The following is a 21190-nucleotide window of genomic DNA, read 5'->3' as shown; positions in this document are numbered from 1 at the left end:
GGCGCTGGCTCTGGTCAAGGCGCCGGGGCTCCACTAAGTCCGGCCCGAGGAACGGAGGCTGCCCATGACTTACGAAAGACCCGGCCCGGTCGAACAGGCGTGGGGCGACGCGATCTCTCCGACAGAGGAGATCATCGACGACGCCCGCAACGGGCGCATGTTCATCCTCGTCGACCACGAGGACCGGGAGAACGAGGGCGACCTCGTGATCCCCGCGCAGATGGCGACGCCGGACGCGATCAACTTCATGGCGCTGCACGGCCGGGGCCTGATCTGCCTCGCGCTGACGCCGGACCGGGTGGATGCGCTCGGCCTGTCGCTGATGTCGCAGCAGAACTCGTCGCGCCACGAGACGGCGTTCACCGTCTCCATCGAGGCGCGCGAGGGGGTCACGACCGGCATCTCGGCGGCTGACCGCGCGCGCACCATCGCGGTGGCGACCGACGCGGCGCGCGGCGCCGAGGATATCGCGACGCCGGGCCACGTCTTCCCGCTGCGCGCCCGCGAGGGCGGCGTTCTGGTCCGCGCGGGCCACACCGAGGCGGCGGTCGACGTGGCGCGCCTTGCCGGGCTCAATCCCTCGGGCGTGATCTGCGAGATCATGAACGAGGACGGCAGCATGGCGCGCCTGCCCGAGCTCATCGCCTTCGCGCAGCGCCACGGGCTCAAGATCGGCACGATCTCCGATCTCATCGCCTACCGGCGGCGGCACGACAACCTTGTGCGGGTGGTGCGCGAGGACACGATCACCTCCGTCTTCGGCGGCGAGTGGCAGATGCGCGTCTATACCGACGAGGCGCATGGTGACGAGCATATCGTGCTCACCAAGGGCGACGTGTCGGGCGACGCGCCGGTGCTGGTGCGGATGCACGCGCTCGACCCGATGCTCGACGTGGTGGGCGCGGGCCCCGAGGGCCGGGTGGGCGAGTTCGGCCGCGCCATGGATCTCGTCGCGCGCGAGGGCCGGGGCGTCGTGGTGCTGCTGCGCGACACCGAGATGAAGATGACGCCGCAGGACGGCGTCTCTCCGCGGACGCTCCGACAATACGGGCTGGGCGCGCAGATCCTGTCCTCGCTCGGCCTGTCGAAGCTGGAGCTTCTGACCAATTCGCCCACGCCCCGGGTTGTGGGGCTCGAGGCCTACGGGCTCGAGATCGTCGGCACGCGGGCGATCGGGGGGCAGGGCTGATGGCAGGCCAGGAGACGCATTATACCCTGCCGCGCGCGACGTTCGAGCGCCCGGTGAAGCTGCTGCTCGTCGTCGCGCCCTACTACCGCGACATCGCCGACGGGCTGATTTCCGGCGCGCGCGCGGAGCTCGAGGCCGTGGGCGCCGCGCATGACCTGATCGAGGTGCCGGGCGCGCTCGAGATCCCGCCCGCCATCGCCATGGCCGAACGGTTGTCGAATTTCGACGGCTACGTCGCGCTGGGCTGCGTGATCCGGGGCGAGACGAGCCATTACGAGACGGTATGCAACGACAGCTCCCGCGGGCTCATGCTGCTCGGGCTTCAGGGCGCCTGCATCGGCAACGGGATCCTGACCGTCGAGACCCGCGCGCAGGCCGAGGTCCGCGCCGATGCGGAGGGACAGAACAAGGGCGGCGGCGCCGCCGCGGCGGCCTTGCATCTGATCGCCCTCGCCCGTAACTGGGGCGGCCGGCGCAAGGGGGTGGGCTTTCGCCCCGCCTCCGAGGAATTCCGCATCGCCGGTCAGGACAGCGAAGGCTCCTCCACGGCATGACCGCAGATACCGCCCCCAGGGCCCCCACGGCCCGCCAGATGAGAACGACCGCCCGCCTTCATGCGGTGCAGGCGCTTTTCCAGATGGAAGCCTCGGGGCAGGGCACCGAATCGGTGATCCGGGAATTCCTCGATCATCGCTTCGGCGCCGTCTACGACGGCGACGAGATGATGGAAGGCGATCCCGATCATTTCCGCGCCGTGGTCGAGCAGGCGGTGAACTGGCAGGCGCGGATCGACCAGATGACCGACCGCGCGCTCGTGGCCAAATGGCCGATCGCCCGCATCGATCCCACGCTGCGCGCGCTCTTTCGTGCGGCCGGAGCCGAGCTTGTCGCGACCGACACTCCGCCCAGGGTCGTCATCGTGGAATACGTCGAACTGGCGCGTGCCTTCTTTCCCGAGGGCAAGGAGGCCGGTTTCGTCAACGCGGTTCTCGACCACATGGCGCGCGAGGCCCGGCCGGAGGCGTTCTGACGCCGATGCGGCGACGGGGGGTTTTCCTCGCCCCAGACGTGGCTACATTGGATGGTGCAAGGCAAGGAGAGCGACATGCCCAATCTCATCCGGCTCTACATTACCCAGACGGCCATCGGCTTCGTGGTCGCGGCCGCATTCGTCGCGATGCTCCTGTGGTTCAACGTCGCCAATCTCTGGCACCTGGTGACGCATGATCCTGCGGGCCCGCTCGCGGTACTGCTGTTGTGGGTCTTCAACGGGATCGTGTTCTCGGGCGTCCAGTTCGGCATCTCCGTGATGCGGATGGCCGAGCCCGACGATACGCCGCACGGCGGCGGCAGCGCGCCCGAACACGCCAGTCTGGATTACGCAACCATCCCGGTTCGTGCGGACGAGGGTCGGCGCCAGCGCTGACCGCCGTGTACATCACCGATCGGTGAAAGGGTCGTGCTTCAGGGCACGGCCCTTTTTTCGTCGTGCGCGGATGTCGCCGGACGGGAAATGTGGCGGGCCCGCACGCAACCGTGTGGTTCTGTCATTCCCGAGGACCTGCGTGAACAGGTGGGCGCCAGGTAACCGGACCAGGGCCCGGACAGAGCCAGCTCCCTCGGAAGTGTTATAGGCCACCGGAATGTCACCGTTCACGAGAAGGGCAGCACCCGCCGCGAGAAGAAGTAGTGGTGCGCCGGGGGCGGGACAAGGGGCGTTCACCCGTTCCAGGGCGAGGTGACCAGACGATAGCTCTGCAACTCCTCGGGGGTGAGCAGGTAGATCTCGTCGGGCGGCGTCAGCAGCGCGGGTTGCATCACCGCCAGATCCACGCCCATCGCGCTCAGATACGCCATGACCTCGCCCTGGCCGCGCTGGATGTCCTCCACCGCGATGAAGGCCGGAAGCAGCGTGTTCTCGCCGAAATAGTGCTGGTGCACGCCCACCAGTGCGGCGGGATGCGCGCGCCGCGCGGATCCCGCCGCCAGAAGATAGGGGCAGGCGGAAAGGCAGATCGCCTGCGCGTCGACCTCGGTCGCGATGCCGAGGCGCCGGATCATCCGCCCGATGGCGAGCGCGTCGCTCACCGAGCCGCCCGGGCTGTCGAGTCGCAGGATCCCGGGCGTCGGGTCCATGCTGGCGATCCTCCGGGCAATGAGGTCGGCGTCGCCGGTCGCGATCTCTCCGCGGAGCGTCGCCGCGTCATCGCCGTCCCGCTCGAGCTGCAGGCGCACGGGCATCGGCGCGCCATCGGGCCGGGCGGGACGGTCCGTGGGCGCGAAACGACGGGTCTGGTCGCCGGGCCGGGCGGGTTGATCCAGCCCCGGCGCCGCCGGGCCGGTCGAGGGCAGGCTGAATCCGCGGCCGACATCGCCAAGAAAGAGCAGCGCGGCCAGGCCCAGCTGGAAGGCCAGAACCCCGGCAAGCGCCCGGCGTATCGTCCGCGCGCTGTCGCCGTGACCGGATTCGGGGGGCTCCGCGCTCATCCGCGGCGCGGCACCGGCGTGACGCGCGGGGCCTCCTCGCCGGGGGCGTGCGGCGGCTCGCTGTGCTGGGGCAGCCTGTCCGAGGCGATCTCCACCTCGCGCAGCGCGGCAAGCGCCGCGCGCAGTTCCGCCAGCGTCAGCGTGTCGGCGGTGCCCGCGCCCTCGCGGCTGGCGCGGATCGCCCCCTGCGTGATCGCCAGGATGAGGACAAGCACGCCGGGCAGCAGGTCGATGGCGATGGCGCCTGCCCAAGAGGGCACGAAGCTCGACGCGTAAAGGATCACCGCGTCCGCCGCCGAGACCGGCGTGTAACGCGTCTCGGGCGGGGGCGGTATGGCGATCACCGCGTCCGCCGCCGCTTCGAGCGTGGCGGCGCGTTGCGCGACGACCTCGAGAACGGCCTCGATCGTGGCCAGCTGGTCGCCGCGGTTCGCCGCGGTGCGCCCGTCGAGCTCCGGCAGCACCGCCGAGGCCGCGAGATCCTGCGCCGCGCGCTGCACCAGCGGCGCGACGGAAAGCTGCCGGAGCTCCGTGACGATTCCGGCCAGGCGCACCGCCTGCTCGGAGAACTCGACCGAGCGCGTCTCGACCGGTCCGGGTTCCACCGTCAGCGCGCGCATCCGGCTCAGGATCGCGTTGCCCTCGTCGAAGGCGGCCGCGACCTGCGGGGCCTGCGCGGCGATCTGCGCCTCGAGCGCAGCAAGCTCCGTGGCCTTCTGGCGCAGCAGCGAATAGACCGACCCGCGCCCGGCGAGCCCCGAAAGCCCGCCCTCGGCCTCCTGCGCCGAGAGGTCCTCGAAGCTCTGGCGCACCCGCGCCACGTCCTGTTCGAGCGCCTGCGCCGAGACGGCGATCTCGTGCGCGCGCTCCAGCGTCTGCTGGTAGTCCTGCACCGTGTTGGCGAGATGCTGCTCCACCGCCGCCGAGCCGGCAAGCGCCGCGGCGTTGAGCCAGCTCGACATCGCGACGATGGCGAGGCTGCCGAGCCCCATCGCCCCCATCAGGCCCGCTCGCGCGCGGGCCGAGCGCATGGCGGGAAAGAGGCGCAGCATGTAGGACCAGAAGACGAATATCCCCACGGACACCGCCACCGAATAGGCGATCGCCGCGAAGGCCGACATGGCGCCGCTGTCGTCGAGCAGCGAGGACACGCCGAGATAGGTGTAGATCCCCGAGGCCACGGCGAGCACGCCGAGCGCGGTGCCGGTGAAGCTGTCGAGCCAACTCACATGGCTCTCTAGATCTCGCGCGGCGCGAAGGTCGGCGGGTCTGGGCTCGGTCGGGCTCATCTTCGGCGCTCCGGGGTGGGGTCGCCCCCTTATAGCAGTGTCGCGCCGCGGCGACACTCCCGCGGTGCGGATCGTCGGGGTTGCGGCACGTTCTTGATATGTTCATATTCGGCCCATGCCGGAAGGTTCCGACAGCACCGCGCTCGCTCCGGGCCAGCTTCTGGCGCGCGGCGTCGCGCGGCACCTCGCTGGGATGGGGTTCGCCTGCATCGAGGAGTTCGTGCCGGACCGCGGGCTGCGCCTCGACGTGCTGGCGCTGGGACCCGGGGGCGAGTTCTGGGTGGTGGAGTGCAAGTCGTCCCGCGCCGATTACGCCTCCGACCGCAAATGGCAGAATTACCTCGGCTGGGGCGACCGGTTCTTCTGGGCTGTGGACGCGGCATTTCCCGCGGACATCCTGCCCGGCGAATGCGGCCTCATCCTTGCGGACGCCTACGATGCGGAGGTGGTGCGGATGGGGCCCGAAACCCGGCTGGCCGGCGCGCGGCGCAGCGCGCTGACCCGCCGTTTCGCCCGTCAGGCGGCGCTTCGCCTGCAGACGATGCGCGATCCGGCCGCGCGTCTCATGCCCTAGCCTTTCGGGCCGGGCTTCTTCCTTTTCTTGCCGAGCGCCCGTGCGGCCCCCGCAGCGGCGCGGATTTCTTCCGCGATCTCCTCCGCCTCCTCCGGTTCGAAATCCATCGGGATCTCGATGCCGCCCTCGGCGGAGACATAAAGGCGCACGAGCCCTGTGTCGGTGGGCCCGATCTGGAGGTTGGCCTCGATGTCGCGTTCGTCGTTGATGCCCATTGGATCGCCCTCGCGCGGATGGGCGATGCTGCTAGCCGGTTTCGACGGGCCGTGCAAGCGGGGGCCAGGGGGCCCCTGCTTGTGGGCACTGGGATCGTGCCGTGCCTGCATCCGTCCCTTCGGGGCAGGGCGCGGTTTCGCACGCTTCGCCGGCCCGCGCGCCGCGCGAAACTGGCGGGCCCGCCTGCGCCCGTCCGCCCCGCCGCGGCGCCCCCCTCTCCGCCGACCGGCGATGCGGACGCCCGGCCGCGACCGCGGGGAAAAGCGCCGCGACCACGGTCTCTGAGCGCTTGCATTCGCCAGGGGCAGGCGTTAGATCGCGCGCACGGTGCCGCCTTAGCTCAGTTGGTTAGAGCGCTGGATTGTGGATCCAGAGGTCCCCCGTTCGAGCCGGGGAGGCGGTACCATCGTCCGGCACACGCGGCCGCAACCTTCCCAAGGCCATCATTCGACCGCGATCTCCTGGCGCAGCTCGCCCGTGGCGCGGTCGAAGATCAGGATCCGGTCGTCGTCGGTCGTCACGGCGTACCAGTCCGGTCCCTGCGTGAAGGCCACCGCACGCGCCCCGCCCGGAAGCGCGATGCTGTCGGGCAGCGCGGGGGCCGTGGCGCCCAGGCGGATGACAAGCGCCGTGGCGACCACTACAACGCCCGCGATCATGGTGAGGGTCAGCGCCGTCACCAGCCGCCGCAGGGCTCTGACCTGTGCCGGTTCCGTCTCTGGGGTTTCGTCCATGGCCGCTCGCATCCTCCGCTTCCGGATCGCGCCCGATCCGCCGCAGCGCCTTGATAAGGCGCTGGCGCGGGATGCGCCAGCCGAGGCGTCCCTGTCGCGCACCCGGCTTGCCCGGCTCCTGTCCGAAGGCGCGGTGCGGGTGGACGGTGCAACCGCGCGGGATCCGAAGGCCGCGGTGAATGCGGGGGCCGAGGTTGAGATCACCGTCGAGGATGCCGTCGAAAGCCCGATCGGAGCGGAGGCCATTCCCCTCGACGTGGTGCACGAGGATGCCGACCTCATCGTGGTGAACAAGCCCGCCGGCATGGTCGTCCACCCCGCGCCCGGTTCGCCCGCCGGCACGCTGGTGAACGCGCTCATCGCCCATTGCGGCGACAGCCTGTCGGGGGTGGGCGGCGAGAGGCGCCCCGGCGTGGTCCACCGCATCGACAAGGAGACCTCGGGGTTGCTCGTCGCGGCCAAGAGCGATCGCGCCCATCACGGTCTCGCCGCGCAGTTCGCCGCCCACGACGTGGAGCGCGTCTATGCCGCGGTGGTGCACGGCTGCCCCGACGCGGGCGACCCGAGGCTCCTGGGCACGCGCGGGGTCGGGACGGAGCCGGGCGGCGTGATCCGCATCGCCACCGGGATCGGCCGGCACCGCACCGACCGCCAGCGCCAGGCCGTCCTGTTCGATGGCGGACGCCATGCCGTCACCCGCCTCCGGGTCGCGGAACGGTTCGGCGGCCCGCCCGCCGCCGCGCTTGTGCGGTGCTGGCTGGAGACGGGTCGCACGCATCAGATCCGGGTGCACATGGCGCATGCCGGGCACGGGCTGGTGGGCGATCCGCTTTACGGCGGCCGGCGCGCGCCCTCCGTCAAGGCGCTTGGCGCCGCGGCGGCCGAGGCGGTTCGCACCTTCCGCCGGCAGGCGCTTCACGCGGGGGTCCTGGGCTTTGTCCATCCGGTGACGGGGGCGCGCCTGCGCTTCGAGGCGCCGCTTCCATCCGACATGGCGCGGCTGGTCGAAATACTGCGCGGGGCCGCCGACGGGCCCGACACGGATCCGTGAGAACGGCGACATATTGCCCGTCACCCGACGCAAAAGGCGCCGATATCGTGTAAACTGCGCCATATCGATTGGTTGCACGGGCGGCTTCCGGCACCTAGATTGAATGTTAACGAAATACACATCGAGAGGGGATCTCAGAGAGATGAGCAATTACGGCAATCTGCCGGCACCGACGCCCGAGGGCGGACTGACGCGTTACCTCCAGGAGATCCGGAAATTCCCGCTGCTCGAGCCGGAAGAGGAATACATGCTGGCCAAGCGCTGGGTGGAGGATCAGGACACCGAGGCCGCGCACAAGCTCGTGACCTCCCACCTCCGTCTCGCCGCGAAGATCGCCATGGGCTATCGCGGCTACGGCCTGCCCCAGGCCGAAGTGATCTCGGAGGCCAATGTGGGCCTGATGCAGGCGGTGAAGCGGTTCGATCCCGAAAAGGGCTTTCGCCTCGCGACTTACGCGATGTGGTGGATCCGGGCCTCGATCCAGGAATACATCCTGCGCTCCTGGAGTCTCGTGAAGCTTGGCACCACCTCGGCGCAGAAGAAGCTGTTCTTCAACCTGCGCAAGGCCAAGGCGCGCATCGGTGCGCTGGAAGAGGGCGACCTGCGCCCCGAGGCGGTCAAGCAGATCGCCCACGACCTCGGCGTGACCGAGGACGAGGTGATCTCGATGAACCGCCGCATGTCGGGCGGCGACGCCTCGCTCAACGCCACGGTGGGCCAGGAGGGCGAGGGCACCATGCAGTGGCAGGACTGGCTGGAGGACGAGGGCGCCGACCAGGCGGCGGATTACGAGGCACGCGACGAGCTGGAGATTCGGCGCGAGCTGCTCGCCGAGGCGATGGACGTGCTCAACGAGCGCGAGCGCGACATCCTGACCAGGCGGCGGCTGACCGAGGACCCCCTCACCCTGGAGGAGCTGTCGGGGCACTACGACGTGAGCCGCGAACGCATCCGCCAGATCGAGGTCCGCGCCTTCGAGAAGCTTCAGACCCGGATGCGCGAGCTCGCGCGGGAAAAGGGAATGGCGGCGGCCTGAGGCCGCCGATCCTCATGCCACCGCGTGGGGCCGCCGTCGCACCGGGTGCGGTGCCGCGGCATTCGAATCGATGAAATCCAGAACGAGCGGCCGGATGTTGTGCCGCCAGCTGCGCCCCGCGAAGATGCCGTAGTGGCCGGCGTCGGGCTCCACGTGGCTTGCCTTTTTCGAGGCGGGCAGACCCGTCAGCAGATCGAGCGCGGCGACACACTGGCCCGGGGCCGAGATGTCGTCCTTCGCCCCTTCCACCGTCTTGACCGCGACGTTGGTGATCTTGCCGATATCGACCGGCTTGCCGGCCACGGTAAACGCGTTGCGGGCGATCTCGCGGTTCTTGAAGACCCGTTCCACGGTGGAGAGGTAGAATTCCGCGGGCATGTCCATGACGGCGAGATACTCGTCGTAGAACCGGTTGTGGCCGTCGTGGTCCGACGCCTCGCCCTTGGCCGCGCGCAGGATCTGGTCGCGGAAGGCGCGCCCGTGGCGTTCGGCGTTCATCGACATGAAGGAGGCGAGCTGCAGCAGGCCCGGATAGACCATCCGGCCCACGCCCTTGTACTTGAAGCCGACGCGCTGGATCATCGTCTCCTCGAGCTGGCCCATGGTGACGCGGCGGCCGAAATCCGTGACCTCCGTCGGCGTGGCGTCGGGATCGATCGGCCCGCCGATCAGCGTCAGGGTGCGCGGCTGCGCCTCGGGGTCCTCGGCGGCGAGATGCGCGGTGGCGGCAAGGGCGAGCGGCGCGGGCTGGCACACCGCGATCACGTGGGTGTCGGGGCCCATCTCCCGCAGGAAATCGGCGACGTAGAGCGTGTAATCCTCCACATCGAACTTGCCGCAGCTCACCGGGATGTCGCGGGCGTTGTGCCAGTCGGTGATATAGACCTCGCAATTGACGAGAAGGCTCTTGACCGTGGAGCGCAGCAGCGTGGCGTAATGGCCCGACATCGGCGCGATCAGCAGGATCTTGCGCGGCTGCTCGGGCCGGCCGAGCACGTGAAAGTGGATCAGGTCGCCGAAGGGCTTTTCGACCACCGTGTCGACGCGCACGAGGTGGTCGCGCCCGTCCTCGCAGGTGAAGGTGCGGATCCCCCAATCGGGCTTGGCGACCATCCGCTCGAAGCTGCGTTCGGTCACCTCGCCCCAGGCGGCCATCCACTGCATCATCGGATTCGGCGTCAGCGCGAACATGGGGTAGGACGCCATGGCTTTGGCAGTCGCCCCGAGCCATTGGTTTGTGTTACGCACCGATTCCATAAAGTCATATGTCGCCATGTATCGCATTCATGCTTCTCCTTTACCTGCCTCTCGGGCGCGGGTGTTGCCGGGCCCCGCAGTCGGCGACCTTCGCTGCGTGGCAGCGACGATAGGTGGAAATCCTTAACATGACAACTGACGAGGAAAATGCGCCCGAGACCGCGCCCGCGCTTCAGGACAATATCCGCAAGATCGAGGAACTGTCGCAGCGTCTGATCGCGGCGCTGTCGCGGCGCGCGCCGGCGCATCCCGGGCTGCAGGGCCCGAATCAAGAGCTCTACACCAACGCCGCGACAGCCTACTGGTCCGAGTGGATGCACAACCCCGCCAAGCTGCTCGAGCACCAGATCACCTACTGGAGCAAGTCGCTCGTCCATTTCATCGAGGCGCAGCAGCAGTTCGCGCGCGGCCAGCTCGCACCGCCGGAGGATACCACGCCGGACGATCCGCGCTTTTCCAACCCTCTGTGGAAGACGCACCCCTACTTCAACTTCATCAAGCAGCAATATCTCATCTACGCCGAGGCGATGCGCGAGGCGGTGGAGAAGATCGAGGATCTCGACGAGACGGAAAAGCGCCGCCTGAGGTATTTCTCCGACCAGATCGTCGACATGCTCTCGCCCACCAACTATCTCGGCACGAACCCCGACGCGCTTGAAAAGGCCCTGGAAACGGAGGGCGAGAGCCTCGTGAAGGGGCTCGAGAACCTCGTCTCCGACCTCGAGGCGAACGAGGGCGAGCTCGTCGTCCGCCTGGTGGACGAGGACGCCTTCGAGGTTGGCGGCAACCTCGCCACGACGCCGGGCAAGGTGGTCTATCGCAACCACATGTTCGAGCTGATCCAGTATGCGCCCGCCACCGAGAAGGTGCGCGAGACGCCGCTCGTCGTCTTTCCGCCCTGGATCAACAAGTTCTACATCCTCGACCTGAAGGCGCAGAACAGCTTCGTCAAATGGGTGACGGAGCAGGGCTACACCCTTTTCATGGTGAGCTGGATCAACCCCGGTCCGTCCTATGCCGATGTCGGGATGGAGGATTACATCGAGGACGGGTTCTTGGCCGCCATGCGCGAGGTGAAGGCGATCACGGGCCAGGAGCGTCTCAACGTGGTCGGCTACTGCATCGCGGGAACCACGCTGGCGCTGACGCTTTCGCTGATGAAGAAGCGGGGCGACAAGTCGGTCCGGTCGGCCACCTTCCTGACCGCGCTCACCGATTTTTCGGACCAGGGCGAATTCACGCCCTTCCTGCAGGACGATTTCGTGGACGCGATCGAGGAGGAGGCGACGGAAAAGGGCGTGCTGTCGAGCAAGATCATGGGTCGGACCTTTTCCTTCCTGCGCTCGCGCGACCTCGTCTTCGGGCCCGCCGTCCGCTACTACATGATGGGAGAGACGCCGCCCGCCTTCGACCTGCTCTACTGGAACGGCGACGGGGCCAACCTGCCCGCGAAGATGGCGATCCAGTATCTTCGCAGGCTCTGCCAGGCCAACGACTTCGCCGAGGACGGCTACGAGCTGATGGGAGAGACGCTGCGCCTGCGCGACGTGGACGTGCCGTTCTGCGCCGTCTCCTGCGAGTCCGATCACATCGCGCAATGGAAGGACTGCTACCGCGGCTTCCAGCAGACCTCGAGCAGGTCGAGAACCTTCATCCTGTCGCAGTCGGGGCATATCGCGGGCATCGTGAACCCGCCGAGCAAGAAGAAGTACGGCCACTATACCCACGACGACCTCCGGCTGGACCACGAGAACTGGCGCGCCGAGGCGGAGTTTCACGAAGGCTCCTGGTGGCCGCGCTGGGACAGCTGGCTCGCCCGGCGGTCCGGCAAGTGGGTGCCCGCCCGCAAGCCGGGCGATTCGCAGCATCCGCCGCTGGCCGAGGCCCCCGGAACCTATGTCGTGGCGCCGCCAACCGACTGACATTCCTGCCGCTAGGGAAGTTTTTGCTGCGCCGCAGCGAAAAGGCTTGAAATGCTGCGGTGCAGCATGCATATTCGTCGCAGTTGGAGAGCACGGGGAAAGTCCCGTTCCACCAAGGCACAAGAGGATAGCATCATGGCAACCGCAAAGACCCAGACGACCGATTTCACCCAGATGATGAAAGACATGATGGGCGCGTTCCCGGTGGACAATTCCGCCATGGAAGACGCCTTCAAGACGACCGCCTCGCTCAACGAGAAGCTGGCCGGCGTCGCGCTCGAGGCCGCCGAGAAATCGTCGGAGCTTTCGGCGAAGTGGACGAAGGACACCATCTCCAAGATGGGCGAGATGACGAAGGCGAAAGCCGAGCCCGCGGACTACGCCAAGGCGATGACCGACTTCGCGTCGGCACAGGCCGAAGTGGCCGCAGAGCACATGGCTGCCTTCGCCGAGATCGCGAAGAAGGTCCAGATGGACACCGTCGAACTGATGATGGCGGCCGGCAAGGACATGACCGAGGACGCGAGCGCGGCCATGAAGAAGGCCACCAACGACATGACGTCCGCCGCCAAGAAGGCCGGCACCGCCGCGTCGAAGTGATCGCGGGGGCGCCACCGGCGCCCGGCACGCATCGGGGCGGGCGCGGCGAGAGCCGTGCCCGCCCTTTTCATTTGATCCGTGGCATTCTAGGCTTCCTCTCGTTCACATCCGGGGAGGAGAGCCCGTGGCCGATACCGAAAAGCCGCTCCTGATCAAGCGCTACGCCAGCCGCCGGCTCTACAACACCGAAACCAGCGACTACGTGACGCTGGAGGATATCGCGGGCTTCATCCGCGCAGGACGCGAGGTCAAGATCGTCGACCTGAAATCCGGTGACGACCTGACCCGGCAGTATCTTCTCCAGATCGTGGCCGAGCACGAGTCGAAGGGCGAAAGCGTGCTGCCCATCAACGTGCTGACCGACCTCGTCCGGAGCTACACCACGTCCGCGCACTCCATGGTGCCGCAATTCCTCGCCATGTCCTTCGAGATGCTCCGCGACGGACAGACGAAGGTGATGGAGAACATGGAGAAGATAAACCCCATGTCGGCGATGCCGGGCTACGACGCCATGCGCGCGCAGCAGGAGGCGTTCCTGAAGGCGATGACCGGCGGCATGGGTGCCAACTGGTCCGGCCCGGGCCGCGAGGACGACGACAACGGCCAAGGCTCCGAGGATCTGGACGAGATCAAGCGGCAGCTCGCGACGCTTCAGGCGAAGCTCGACAAGCTGGGCGAGTGACGCCTCAGGTTCCGTAGGCGCGCGGCGGTGCGCATACCGCCTCTGCCGCCTCGACCAGTGCCTCGGCGATCGCGACGCACTCCTCCCGCGACAGCCGCGCGGGCAGCCGCACGTCGCAGGCGCGCATCAGCATGGTGCGCGTTGCGGGAAGTTCCGGCATCTCGGGCAGGAACCGCCAGTTCCAGAAGGCGCGGGCGTTGTCGTCGGAAAGTCCGAAGACCTGAACCTTCACGCCGCGCGCGCCCGCCTCTGTGGCGAAGGCGCGGGTCTGCGCCTCGTCCAGGCCCTCCAGATTGAACTGGATCGAATCGGGTGCGCGCAGCTCGCCGTCGAGGGCCGCGGGAACCGTCATCGAAGGCGATGCGTTCAGCATCGCCGCGACAAGATCGTGGTTCGCGCGCCCGTCGCGCACCCGGCGCGGGATCTCGCGCAGTTGCGGGCGGATCACCGCCGCCGAGAGGTTCGACATGCGCATGTTGTAAAGCGGCAGGAGGTTCTGCCAGCGGCGGAACGCCTCCTCGAGCCCGGTGTGCTTCTTCCAGTTGTGCTCGTAGGCGCCCGACATGATCACGGCGCGCGCGACGAGGTCGGCGTCGTCGGTGACGAGGATGCCGCCTTCGCCCGCGTTCACGAGCTTGTAGCTCTGGAAACTGAAACAGCCCGCCCGGCCGAGCGTGCCGATCTTGCGCCCGCGCCATGTGGTGCCGAGCGAATGCGCCGCGTCCTCGATCACCGGCACGCCGCGCGCGTCACAAAGCGCCATGATCGCGTCCATGTCGGAGGTGTGCCCCCGCATGTGACTGATGATGACCGCTTCGACGCCGGCAAGCTTCGCCTCGAAATCGGCGAGGTCGACGCGGTAGTCCGTGCCCACTTCGCACAGGACCGGCACGCAGTCGGCATGCACCACCGCCGATGGCACCGCGGCGAAGGTGAAGCCGGGGATCAGCACGCGGGCGTCGCGGGGCAGGTCGAGCGCCTTCAGCGACAGGAAGAGCGCCGCCGAGCAGGACGAGACGGCGAGCGCGTAATCCACACCCATCAGCGCCGCGAACTCCCGCTCTAGAAGTGCCACCGGCGCGTCGGCTGGCGCGGTGTAGCGGAAAAGATCGCCCGAGGCGAGCAGGCGGTCGATCTCGGCGCGCGCGGCCTCGGGGATCGCTTCGGCGTGGTGCACGTTGGGCATCTGGCGCATATTCGGAAATCCTGAATAGATGTTTTGGGAAAGGTAAAACAAAAGGACCACGCGGCCAAGGCGGAAGCGCCGCGCGGTTCGTCGCGTGGCCGGAATGCCGCAGCGGCAAGACCCGTCAGAAAAAATGCCGCGCGATCCGGGCGTCGAGGTCGAGGTCGCATCGCCGCAACAGTCCCTCGCGCGCGAGCGCCGCGAGACGCTCGGGCGTGGCGGTGCAGACCTCCTCGAAGAAGGCGCGAAGCCCGTCCTCGCCCGCGGCCGCCTCGATCTCCGACAAGAGCGCGTGGACGGTCAGATTCCGGCTGCCCGGCCCGGCCTGCGGCGTCAGCTCCGCCCGGTAGGCCCCGGCCTTCAGCCGGTAGCGATACTGCCCGATCCACGTCTCCCAGTCCGGAGCGTGCAGGTGGCAGAGCTCGATGCAGGGCAGGGGGCGCTCGCCGGGGTTCTGCTCCTCGCCGAGCCAGGCGTTGTGGACGCGCGCGCGAAGCCCGTGTCCCGTGCGCAGAAAGAGCTTGCCCGCCACGTGGCTCAGGAAACCGCCCGGCAGATCGCGGCCCCAAGTCGGAAAGACCCGCGCCGCGGCCTGCTGCCGCCGGGTGCGGTCGAGGTGGAACGCCTTGAAATGCACGGGCGGGCCGCCCGATGGCTCGGCGAGCGCCTCTAAGGGGCGCGTGCGGGCGCAAAGGCAGTCGTCGGGAAGGGCGGCCAACTCCTCCGCCACCGAGTTCTCGCGCGGCCAAAGGAACTCGTCCACGTCGATATGGGCGAGCCAGTCGACCTCCGCGCGCCGGTCGAGCGCGTGGCGCAGGTTGCGCGTCTGGCGTTCCTGGTGCTTGGCGGGCCGGCCGCCCCGTTTTTGCCACCAGTCGTCGTCCGTCCGGAAGACCCGGAGCTTCGGATGCGCGGCGAGCCGAGCCTCTGTCTCGGGCGCCTCGGCGTCGAGGTAGACGAAGACGCGGTGCGCGCCGAGGTCGAGATGGTGCGCCGCGAAACCCAGCACCGCCCGCGGCGGCGCCTTCACGGTGGCGGTCACGCCCCAGCGCGGGGCGGTCATGGCGCGGGGTCCTTTCGGCGGGATCGGGCGGTCATGGGCAGAGACTGCGGCCGGGGGCGAACGGGCTCAAGCCCCAGCGCTTGCGTGCAGGCCCGCTCGGCAGCTCGCGCGCGTCGCGCGCGGGCTCGGCACCGTGACGCGGCCGCGGGGCCGGGGACGCAGCAGGTGGCCGCCCGTCACACGCCACGCCGCGCCATTTTCGAGGATGAAGGCGCCATCGGGCAGCGCGTCCGCCTCGGACGCGTGGCGGATTTCCGAGCGGACCGGCCGCACCCGGTTCCGACGTGTCACACCTGCATTTCCTTGGTGTCGGTAAGCCGGAGCTCGGGATAGTCGCGCTCGATCCGGTCGATGTCCCATTGCAGGCGGGTCAGGTAGACCGTGTCGCCGTCATTGTCATGCGCGATATGCTGCTTGTTGGCGGTCACGAAGCGGTCCATCGCCTGCTTCTCTCCGGCGACCCAGCGGGCCGAGGTGAACTGCGAGGGCTCGAACCGCACCGGCAGGCCGTATTCAAGTTCGATCCGGCTGGCCAGCACGTCGAACTGGAGCGCGCCCACCACACCCACGATGAAGCCCGAGCCGATGGCGGGCTTGAAGACCTTGGCCGCGCCTTCCTCCGCGAACTGCATGAGCGCCTTTTCGAGGTGCTTGGCCTTCATCGGGTCGCCCGCCCGCGCGGATTGCAGAAGCTCCGGCGCGAAGGAGGGGATGCCGGTCACGCGAATCGCCTCGCCCTCGGTCAGCGTGTCGCCGATGCGGAGCTGGCCGTGGTTCGGGATGCCGATGATGTCGCCCGCCCAGGCTTCTTCGGCCAGTTCGCGGTCGGCCGCGAGAAAGAGCACCGGCGCGGAGACGGTGATCGGTTTTTTCGTGCGGACATGAGTGAGTTTCATGCCGCGCTTGAAGTGTCCCGACGCCAGGCGGACAAAGGCGACGCGGTCGCGGTGCTTGGGGTCCATGTTCGCCTGAACCTTGAAGACAAAGCCAGAGACGCTTGTTTCTTCGGGGGAAATCTGCCGTGGCTCCGCGCGCTGGACCTGCGGTTCGGGCGCGTAGCGGCCGATCCCGTCCATGAGTTCCTTCACCCCGAAGGAATTGATCGCCGAGCCGAACCAGATCGGCGTCATGTGCCCCTCGCGCACCGCCTTCGGATCGAGGGCGGGCAAGAGGGCGCGCGCCATCTCGACCTCCTCGCGGAGTTTCGCCAGGAGCTGCGGCGGCACGTGATCGGCCATGCGCGGATCGTCGAGGCCCTCGATCTCGACCGTCTCGGCCACGCGGTTCCGATCGGCGCGGTCCATCAGTTCGAGCCGGTCGCGCAGCAGGTCGTAGCAGCCGAGGAAATCCTGCCCCATGCCGATGGGCCAGGAGGCGGGTGTCACGTCGATCGCGAGGTTTTCCTGGATCTCGTCGATGATGTCGAAGGTGTCGCGGCTTTCGCGGTCCATCTTGTTGCAGAAGGTCAGGATCGGCAGGTCGCGCAGGCGGCAGACCTCGAAGAGCTTGCGCGTCTGGCTTTCCACGCCCTTCGCCCCGTCGATCACCATCACCGCCGCGTCGACGGCGGTGAGCGTGCGATAGGTGTCTTCGGAAAAGTCGGAGTGGCCGGGCGTGTCCACGAGATTGAAGCGGAAGTCCCGGTAATCGAAGGACATCGCCGAGGCCGAGACGGAGATGCCGCGGTCCTTTTCCATCGCCATGAAGTCCGAGCGCGTGCGCCGCGCCTCGCCCTTGGCGCGCACCTGGCCCGCCATCTGGATCGCGCCGCCGAAAAGCAGGAACTTCTCGGTCAGCGTCGTCTTGCCCGCATCGGGATGCGAGATGATGGCGAAGGTGCGCCTGCGGGCGATCTCGGGCGGCAGGTCGGGGCGGTTCGGCAGAGTGTCCAGCATGGCCGCGCATATAGGGAAGCGGCGGGGCGCGCGCAATCGCGGCCCGCCGGCGCCCCGGGCCGCCTTCTCTTTCCCTCGTGTCGCGCCGCTAGCGTGCCGAGGCGCGGCGCAGAAGCTCGGCCGCGTCGGGCCGGCGCAGCAGCGTCTCGCGCACCTCGAGGCCGCGAAGCGCCCCGTCGCCGTGGCCCGGCAGCCGGTTCGCCAGCGCGCGGTCGAGCGGCGCAGGCAGCAGGGGCCGGTTGCGCGCATCCAGCAGCATCGATTCGGCCGCGATGCCCTCGGCGTAGATGATCTGGTGGCAGTCGAGCAGCAGCTGGAAATACTCCACGAACCCGCCCGCCCGGCGCCGCACGGTGGTGCCGTTCACGAGATGCCTGGCGCGCACCAGCACCTCGGGCCGGCCGGCGCCGAGCGCATCCTTGCGCTGGTAGACGAAGAGCCGGTGATCGGGGCTGACCACGAGCTCCCCGGTGTTGTGGAGCGCACCTGCCGCGATGACGATGGGCGCGAAGGCGCCCGCAGCGCGCACCGTGCTGCGTCCGATCCAGCGGATTTCCTGCGCACCGTCGTCCCGCGTCAGCAGCCGGTCGCCCGGCGCCAGCGTCTCTATCGGGCGCTGCTCTCCGGAGGGCAGGGTGATCCGCGTCCCCCGCGAGAAGGAGACGCAGCCGAGTTCGGCGAAACGCCGGCGCGCGCCGCCGGGATCGACGTTCACGAGGGTGTAGGACGTGCGCGGCGCCACCCGGTCGAGCGGGTGAGCATGAACCGCGCGCACGGTGCCCGCGCGATCCGTCTCCACCAGCACAAGGACCTCCAGCACCTGCCCGGCGCTGTCCATGAAGGTGAGGCAACTGTCGAGGAAGACCGTCGCGCCGGGGGTGCCGAGCGGGCTGTCGGGGGCGACGACGAGGCTCTCGCCCGCGCCTATCTCCAGCGCGAGCCTGAGCGCCCGGGCGTCCGTCGCGAGTTCGTAGACGTCGTCCGGCGCCAGCGCGTCGGCGTGTTCCAGCGGGTCGCCGCGCCGCGCGCCCTCGGTCGCGCGAAAATCTTCCGCGCGGTGGACTGCCAGATTGATGACGGGTCGTTCGGTCGGCATGAGATCCGGGGGTGCAGGGGCTGGCGTTCGCCCCAGCCTACTGCCATCAGCGTGATCATGGAATGTGGCGCGGCAGGGCCGGGGCGCGGGCGATTTGCTGGCATGCCCCGCGCGCCGGTGATAATTGCCACCAACGCAAAAGGGAGGGGCACATGGATCTGGGGATTTCGGGAAAGCGCGCGCTGGTCTGCGCGGCGAGCAAGGGATTGGGGCGCGGCTGCGCCGAGGCGCTCGCCGAAGCGGGGGCGAGCCTGGTGATCAACGCCCGTGGCGCGGAGGCGCTGGAAGAGACCGCCGCCGCGATCCGCGCCGCCCATGGCGTGGAGGTCACGGCCGTGGCCGCCGACATCACCACCGAAGAGGGCCGGTCGAAGGTGCTCGACGCTGCGGGCGCGCAGGTCGACATCCTGGTGACCAATGCGGGCGGGCCGCCGCCGGGGATGTGGACGGACTGGGAGCGGGACGATTTCATCCGCGCCCTCGACGCGAACATGCTGACGCCCATCGCGCTCATCAAGGCCCTGGTTCCGGGGATGATGGAGCGCGGCTGGGGCCGGGTCGTCAACATCACCTCGCAATCCGTCAAGGCGCCGATCCCGGTGCTGGGCCTGTCGAACGCGGCGCGCACGGGGCTGACGGGCTATGTCGCCGGCACGGCGCGGCAGGTGGCCGGCGCGGGCGTCACGATCAACAACCTTCTGCCCGGCATCCACGCCACCGACCGCGCGGTCGCGCTCGATACCGGCGTCGCCGGCAAGGAGGATATCACGCTCGAGGAGGCGCGCCGCCGGCGCGAGGCGACGATCCCCGCCGGCCGCTACGGCACGAAGGAAGAGTTCGGCGCGGCCTGCGCGTTTCTCTGCTCGCAGCACGCGGGCTTCATCGTCGGGCAGAACATCCTTCTCGATGGCGGCGGGACGAACTTCACCATCTGAGCCGCGCCCTCGCGCCCCGGCCGCTTGCGCGGGCGGGGCGGGGTTGCTATCTCGCCCGCATGTCCGAGCAAATTGATCGGGAAAAGTCGGCCGTGGCCGCGCCGGCACCGAGGCTGGAGGTCCGCCACCTTACCCGCCGCTTCGGCGGCCGTGTCGTCGTGGACGACGTGTCGCTGGCGATCCGGCCGGGGCAGGTGACCTGCCTGCTCGGCCCGTCGGGCTGCGGCAAGTCGACCACGCTGCGGATGATCGCGGGCGTGGAGATGCAGGACGAGGGCGAGATCCGGGTCGACGGGGAGCTGATCTGCGACACGGTCTACCGCGTGCCGCCGGAGCGGCGCTCGATCGGGCTGATGTTCCAGGACTTCGCGCTTTTCCCGCATCTCTCGGTGGCCGACAACGTCGCCTTCGGCCTGCGCGCACCGCGCGAGGCGCGCCGCGCGCGGGTCGAGGAACTTCTCGCCCGGGTGGGGCTGTCGCATTACATCGACGCCTTCCCGCACGCGCTTTCGGGTGGCGAGCAGCAGCGCGTGGCGCTGGCCCGCGCGCTCGCCCCGCGCCCGTCGATCATGCTGATGGACGAGCCCTTCTCGGGCCTCGACAACCGGCTGCGGGACGGGATCCGCGACGAGACGCTGTCGATTCTCAAGGAAGAGGACACGGCCGTCCTGCTGGTGACCCATGAGCCGCAGGAGGCGATGCGCAGGGCCGACGAGATCGCGCTGATGCGGGACGGGCGGATCGTGCAGATGGGCGCGCCCTACAACATCTACAATACACCCCTCGATAAGGCGGCGGTGGCCTTCTTCTCCGATGTCAACGTGATCCGTGGCACGGTGCGCGGGGCGCTGACCGACACCCCCTTCGGCCAGTTCCTGGCCCCGGGCGTGCCCGACGGGGCGGAGGTGGACATCGTCTTCCGCCCGCAGCATGTGGGCATCGACTTCGATCGCGGCGGGCACGGGCCGCAGCCCACCGCGCGGGACGGGGTCGCCGCGCGCGGCGTGGTCGAACGCGCGCGCTTTCTGGGCAACGAAAGCCTCGTGGAGTTCCGCATGGATCATGACGGATCCGTGCTGAAGGCGACCGTGCCCAATGTCTTCCTGCCGAGGCCCGGCCGCGCGCTTTGGCTGACCGTGCGCCGCGACCGCTGCTTCGTCTTTCCCGCGCGCGACTGATTTTCCGCCGCGCGCGGGCCGCCGCGTGGTCCGGGGGCGCTGCCCCCGTCGCGCGTTCCGCGCGACTCCCCCGGAGTATTTCGGCCAAGAAGAAGTCCGGTGTCCTTCCGGCCGGTCAGGGCCTGGCCTCGAAATCGGAAAGGCGTTTGCCCGGCTCGTCCACGAAAAGCGAGGGGATCGTCACGAGGTCCTCGATGCGGTCCAGGCGGAGGGTGGCGAAATCCGCCGCCGCCTCGTCCCAGACCACGGCCGACCAGACGCGCCCCCAGTAGTCGACCTTGAGCGGACGGACGACACGCGCGCCGCCGCCGCCGGACATGCGCACGCGGAGCTTCTGGCGTGCCCGGATCGCGGCGCGCAGCCGGGGCATGTGGGCGAAGCCCCGCGCCGCGGCCTCGAACGGGTAGGTGGCCAGGCCGAAGCGGGCCTGCGCGCCCGGCTCCTCGGGCAGGACGGCCTCGATCTTGGCCGAGAGCGAGATGGCGGCGGCGCGCAGATCCTCGTCCACCGCCTCGCCCGTGACGGCGAGGGCGAGGTGCAGGATCTCGAGCTCCGTCTCGGTCAGGTTGAGCGGCGGAAGGGTGATCGCCGCGGAGGCGCGGTAGCCCTCGCCGCGCGCGCCTTCCACCGGCACGCCCGAGGCGGCAAGCGTCTCCATGTCGCGGTAGACGGTGCGCATCGAGACGCCCGTGCGGCGGGCGAGGTCCTCTGCGCGGTGCGGGCCGCCGCGCTTCAGGATCTCGATGAGGGCGTAGAGTCGGTCCGCGCGTTTCACGTCGTCATCCTGCCGGCTGATTCGG

At 69.0% G+C, this 21190-nt stretch carries 22 protein-coding genes and 1 tRNA gene; 13 read left to right on the top strand and 10 right to left on the bottom strand.

The genetic code is table 11. The annotated features are described in order from the left end of the window. Positions 1 to 64: 64 nt before the first annotated feature. The 4 genes from ribB to AB6A65_RS07960 all read left to right on the top strand — a co-directional run bounded on the left by ribB (position 65) and on the right by AB6A65_RS07960 (position 2615). Complete coding sequence (gene ribB / locus AB6A65_RS07975; protein WP_371037841.1) at positions 65 to 1189, top strand: 3,4-dihydroxy-2-butanone-4-phosphate synthase; 1125 nt, start codon at positions 65 to 67, stop codon at positions 1187 to 1189. After that, a complete protein-coding gene (locus AB6A65_RS07970; protein WP_371037840.1) occupies positions 1189 to 1743 on the top strand; it encodes a 6,7-dimethyl-8-ribityllumazine synthase in 555 nt (184 codons plus the stop codon). The genes ribB and AB6A65_RS07970 overlap by 1 nt, the downstream gene beginning before the upstream one ends. After that, positions 1740 to 2219: a transcription antitermination factor NusB gene (nusB, locus tag AB6A65_RS07965; protein WP_371037839.1), complete on the top strand. Its 480-nt coding sequence runs from the start codon at positions 1740 to 1742 to the stop codon at positions 2217 to 2219. The genes AB6A65_RS07970 and nusB overlap by 4 nt, the downstream gene beginning before the upstream one ends. A 75-nt stretch (positions 2220 to 2294) precedes the next feature. Continuing rightward, positions 2295 to 2615 (top strand): hypothetical protein, encoded by a 321-nt coding sequence (locus tag AB6A65_RS07960; protein WP_371037838.1) that lies wholly within the window; start codon positions 2295 to 2297, stop codon positions 2613 to 2615. Positions 2616 to 2908: 293 nt separating this feature from the next. Here AB6A65_RS07960 and AB6A65_RS07955 read toward each other — a convergent pair whose 3' ends face one another. Next, positions 2909 to 3676, bottom strand: a complete 768-nt coding sequence (locus AB6A65_RS07955) for a hypothetical protein (protein WP_371037837.1) — start codon at positions 3674 to 3676, stop codon at positions 2909 to 2911. Next, on the bottom strand, positions 3673 to 4965 hold the full coding sequence (locus AB6A65_RS07950; RefSeq protein WP_371037836.1) for a hypothetical protein: 1293 nt from the start codon (positions 4963 to 4965) through the stop codon (positions 3673 to 3675). Before AB6A65_RS07950 ends, AB6A65_RS07955 begins: the two co-directional genes overlap by 4 nt. 115 nt (positions 4966 to 5080) lie before the next feature. Here AB6A65_RS07950 and AB6A65_RS07945 point away from each other — a divergent pair, with 115 nt between their 5' ends. Further along, positions 5081 to 5539 (top strand): MmcB family DNA repair protein, encoded by a 459-nt coding sequence (locus tag AB6A65_RS07945; RefSeq protein WP_371037835.1) that lies wholly within the window; start codon positions 5081 to 5083, stop codon positions 5537 to 5539. Here the strand turns inward: AB6A65_RS07945 and AB6A65_RS07940 are convergent. Then, complete coding sequence (locus tag AB6A65_RS07940; protein ID WP_371037834.1) at positions 5536 to 5754, bottom strand: DUF6324 family protein; 219 nt, start codon at positions 5752 to 5754, stop codon at positions 5536 to 5538. The two genes, AB6A65_RS07945 and AB6A65_RS07940, sit on opposite strands and share 4 nt — an antisense overlap. 330 nt (positions 5755 to 6084) lie before the next feature. Between AB6A65_RS07940 and AB6A65_RS07935 the strand changes: the two genes are divergently transcribed. Continuing rightward, a tRNA-His gene (locus tag AB6A65_RS07935) sits at positions 6085 to 6161 on the top strand. Positions 6162 to 6198: 37 nt separating this feature from the next. Here the strand turns inward: AB6A65_RS07935 and AB6A65_RS07930 are convergent. After that, positions 6199 to 6489: a DUF6476 family protein gene (locus AB6A65_RS07930; protein WP_371037833.1), complete on the bottom strand. Its 291-nt coding sequence runs from the start codon at positions 6487 to 6489 to the stop codon at positions 6199 to 6201. On the opposite strand from AB6A65_RS07930, the gene AB6A65_RS07925 reads away from it, so the two are divergent. Together AB6A65_RS07925 and rpoH are read left to right on the top strand one after the other, a co-directional pair. Beyond that, positions 6488 to 7540, top strand: a complete 1053-nt coding sequence (locus AB6A65_RS07925; RefSeq protein WP_371037832.1) for a pseudouridine synthase — start codon at positions 6488 to 6490, stop codon at positions 7538 to 7540. The two genes, AB6A65_RS07930 and AB6A65_RS07925, sit on opposite strands and share 2 nt — an antisense overlap. 142 nt (positions 7541 to 7682) lie before the next feature. Next, entirely contained in the window at positions 7683 to 8576 is an 894-nt protein-coding gene (rpoH, locus tag AB6A65_RS07920; RefSeq protein WP_371037831.1) for an RNA polymerase sigma factor RpoH, read from the top strand. A gap of 12 nt (positions 8577 to 8588) precedes the next feature. Here rpoH and phaZ read toward each other — a convergent pair whose 3' ends face one another. After that, the gene (gene phaZ, locus AB6A65_RS07915; RefSeq protein ID WP_371037830.1) at positions 8589 to 9860 is read right to left on the bottom strand and encodes a polyhydroxyalkanoate depolymerase; all 1272 of its coding nucleotides are present in this window, start codon (positions 9858 to 9860) and stop codon (positions 8589 to 8591) included. Between the two features lie 101 nt (positions 9861 to 9961). On the opposite strand from phaZ, the gene AB6A65_RS07910 reads away from it, so the two are divergent. The 3 genes from AB6A65_RS07910 to phaR all read left to right on the top strand — a co-directional run bounded on the left by AB6A65_RS07910 (position 9962) and on the right by phaR (position 13037). Beyond that, positions 9962 to 11755 carry a PHA/PHB synthase family protein gene (locus tag AB6A65_RS07910; RefSeq protein ID WP_371037829.1) on the top strand — a complete coding sequence of 598 codons (1794 nt, stop codon included), beginning with the start codon at positions 9962 to 9964 and terminating at the stop codon, positions 11753 to 11755. 135 nt (positions 11756 to 11890) lie between these two features. Further along, a complete protein-coding gene (locus AB6A65_RS07905; RefSeq protein ID WP_371037828.1) occupies positions 11891 to 12355 on the top strand; it encodes a phasin family protein in 465 nt (154 codons plus the stop codon). A gap of 124 nt (positions 12356 to 12479) precedes the next feature. Continuing rightward, positions 12480 to 13037 carry a polyhydroxyalkanoate synthesis repressor PhaR gene (phaR, locus tag AB6A65_RS07900; protein ID WP_371037827.1) on the top strand — a complete coding sequence of 186 codons (558 nt, stop codon included), beginning with the start codon at positions 12480 to 12482 and terminating at the stop codon, positions 13035 to 13037. A gap of 4 nt (positions 13038 to 13041) precedes the next feature. On the opposite strand, the gene AB6A65_RS07895 is transcribed toward phaR, so the two are convergent. The 4 genes from AB6A65_RS07895 to AB6A65_RS07880 all read right to left on the bottom strand — a co-directional run bounded on the left by AB6A65_RS07895 (position 13042) and on the right by AB6A65_RS07880 (position 18277). Continuing rightward, on the bottom strand, positions 13042 to 14232 hold the full coding sequence (locus tag AB6A65_RS07895) for a DegT/DnrJ/EryC1/StrS family aminotransferase (protein ID WP_371037826.1): 1191 nt from the start codon (positions 14230 to 14232) through the stop codon (positions 13042 to 13044). Between the two features lie 115 nt (positions 14233 to 14347). Then, entirely contained in the window at positions 14348 to 15286 is a 939-nt protein-coding gene (locus tag AB6A65_RS07890) for a glycosyltransferase family 2 protein (RefSeq protein ID WP_371037825.1), read from the bottom strand. A 287-nt stretch (positions 15287 to 15573) separates the two neighbouring features. After that, positions 15574 to 17181 carry a peptide chain release factor 3 gene (locus tag AB6A65_RS07885; RefSeq protein WP_371037824.1) on the bottom strand — a complete coding sequence of 536 codons (1608 nt, stop codon included), beginning with the start codon at positions 17179 to 17181 and terminating at the stop codon, positions 15574 to 15576. Between the two features lie 88 nt (positions 17182 to 17269). Beyond that, entirely contained in the window at positions 17270 to 18277 is a 1008-nt protein-coding gene (locus tag AB6A65_RS07880) for a Hint domain-containing protein (RefSeq protein WP_371037823.1), read from the bottom strand. A 152-nt stretch (positions 18278 to 18429) separates the two neighbouring features. On the opposite strand from AB6A65_RS07880, the gene AB6A65_RS07875 reads away from it, so the two are divergent. Together AB6A65_RS07875 and AB6A65_RS07870 are read left to right on the top strand one after the other, a co-directional pair. Further along, on the top strand, positions 18430 to 19212 hold the full coding sequence (locus tag AB6A65_RS07875) for an SDR family oxidoreductase (protein WP_371037822.1): 783 nt from the start codon (positions 18430 to 18432) through the stop codon (positions 19210 to 19212). Positions 19213 to 19271: 59 nt separating this feature from the next. Continuing rightward, positions 19272 to 20390, top strand: a complete 1119-nt coding sequence (locus AB6A65_RS07870; RefSeq protein ID WP_371037821.1) for an ABC transporter ATP-binding protein — start codon at positions 19272 to 19274, stop codon at positions 20388 to 20390. A 115-nt stretch (positions 20391 to 20505) separates the two neighbouring features. Here AB6A65_RS07870 and AB6A65_RS07865 read toward each other — a convergent pair whose 3' ends face one another. Continuing rightward, entirely contained in the window at positions 20506 to 21165 is a 660-nt protein-coding gene (locus tag AB6A65_RS07865; protein ID WP_371037820.1) for a helix-turn-helix transcriptional regulator, read from the bottom strand. Positions 21166 to 21190: the final 25 nt, after the last annotated feature.

The organism is Rhodosalinus sp. FB01, from assembly GCF_041365715.1.
Taxonomy (GTDB): domain Bacteria; phylum Pseudomonadota; class Alphaproteobacteria; order Rhodobacterales; family Rhodobacteraceae; genus Rhodosalinus.
This window is presented reverse-complemented; position numbering and strand designations above follow the sequence as displayed.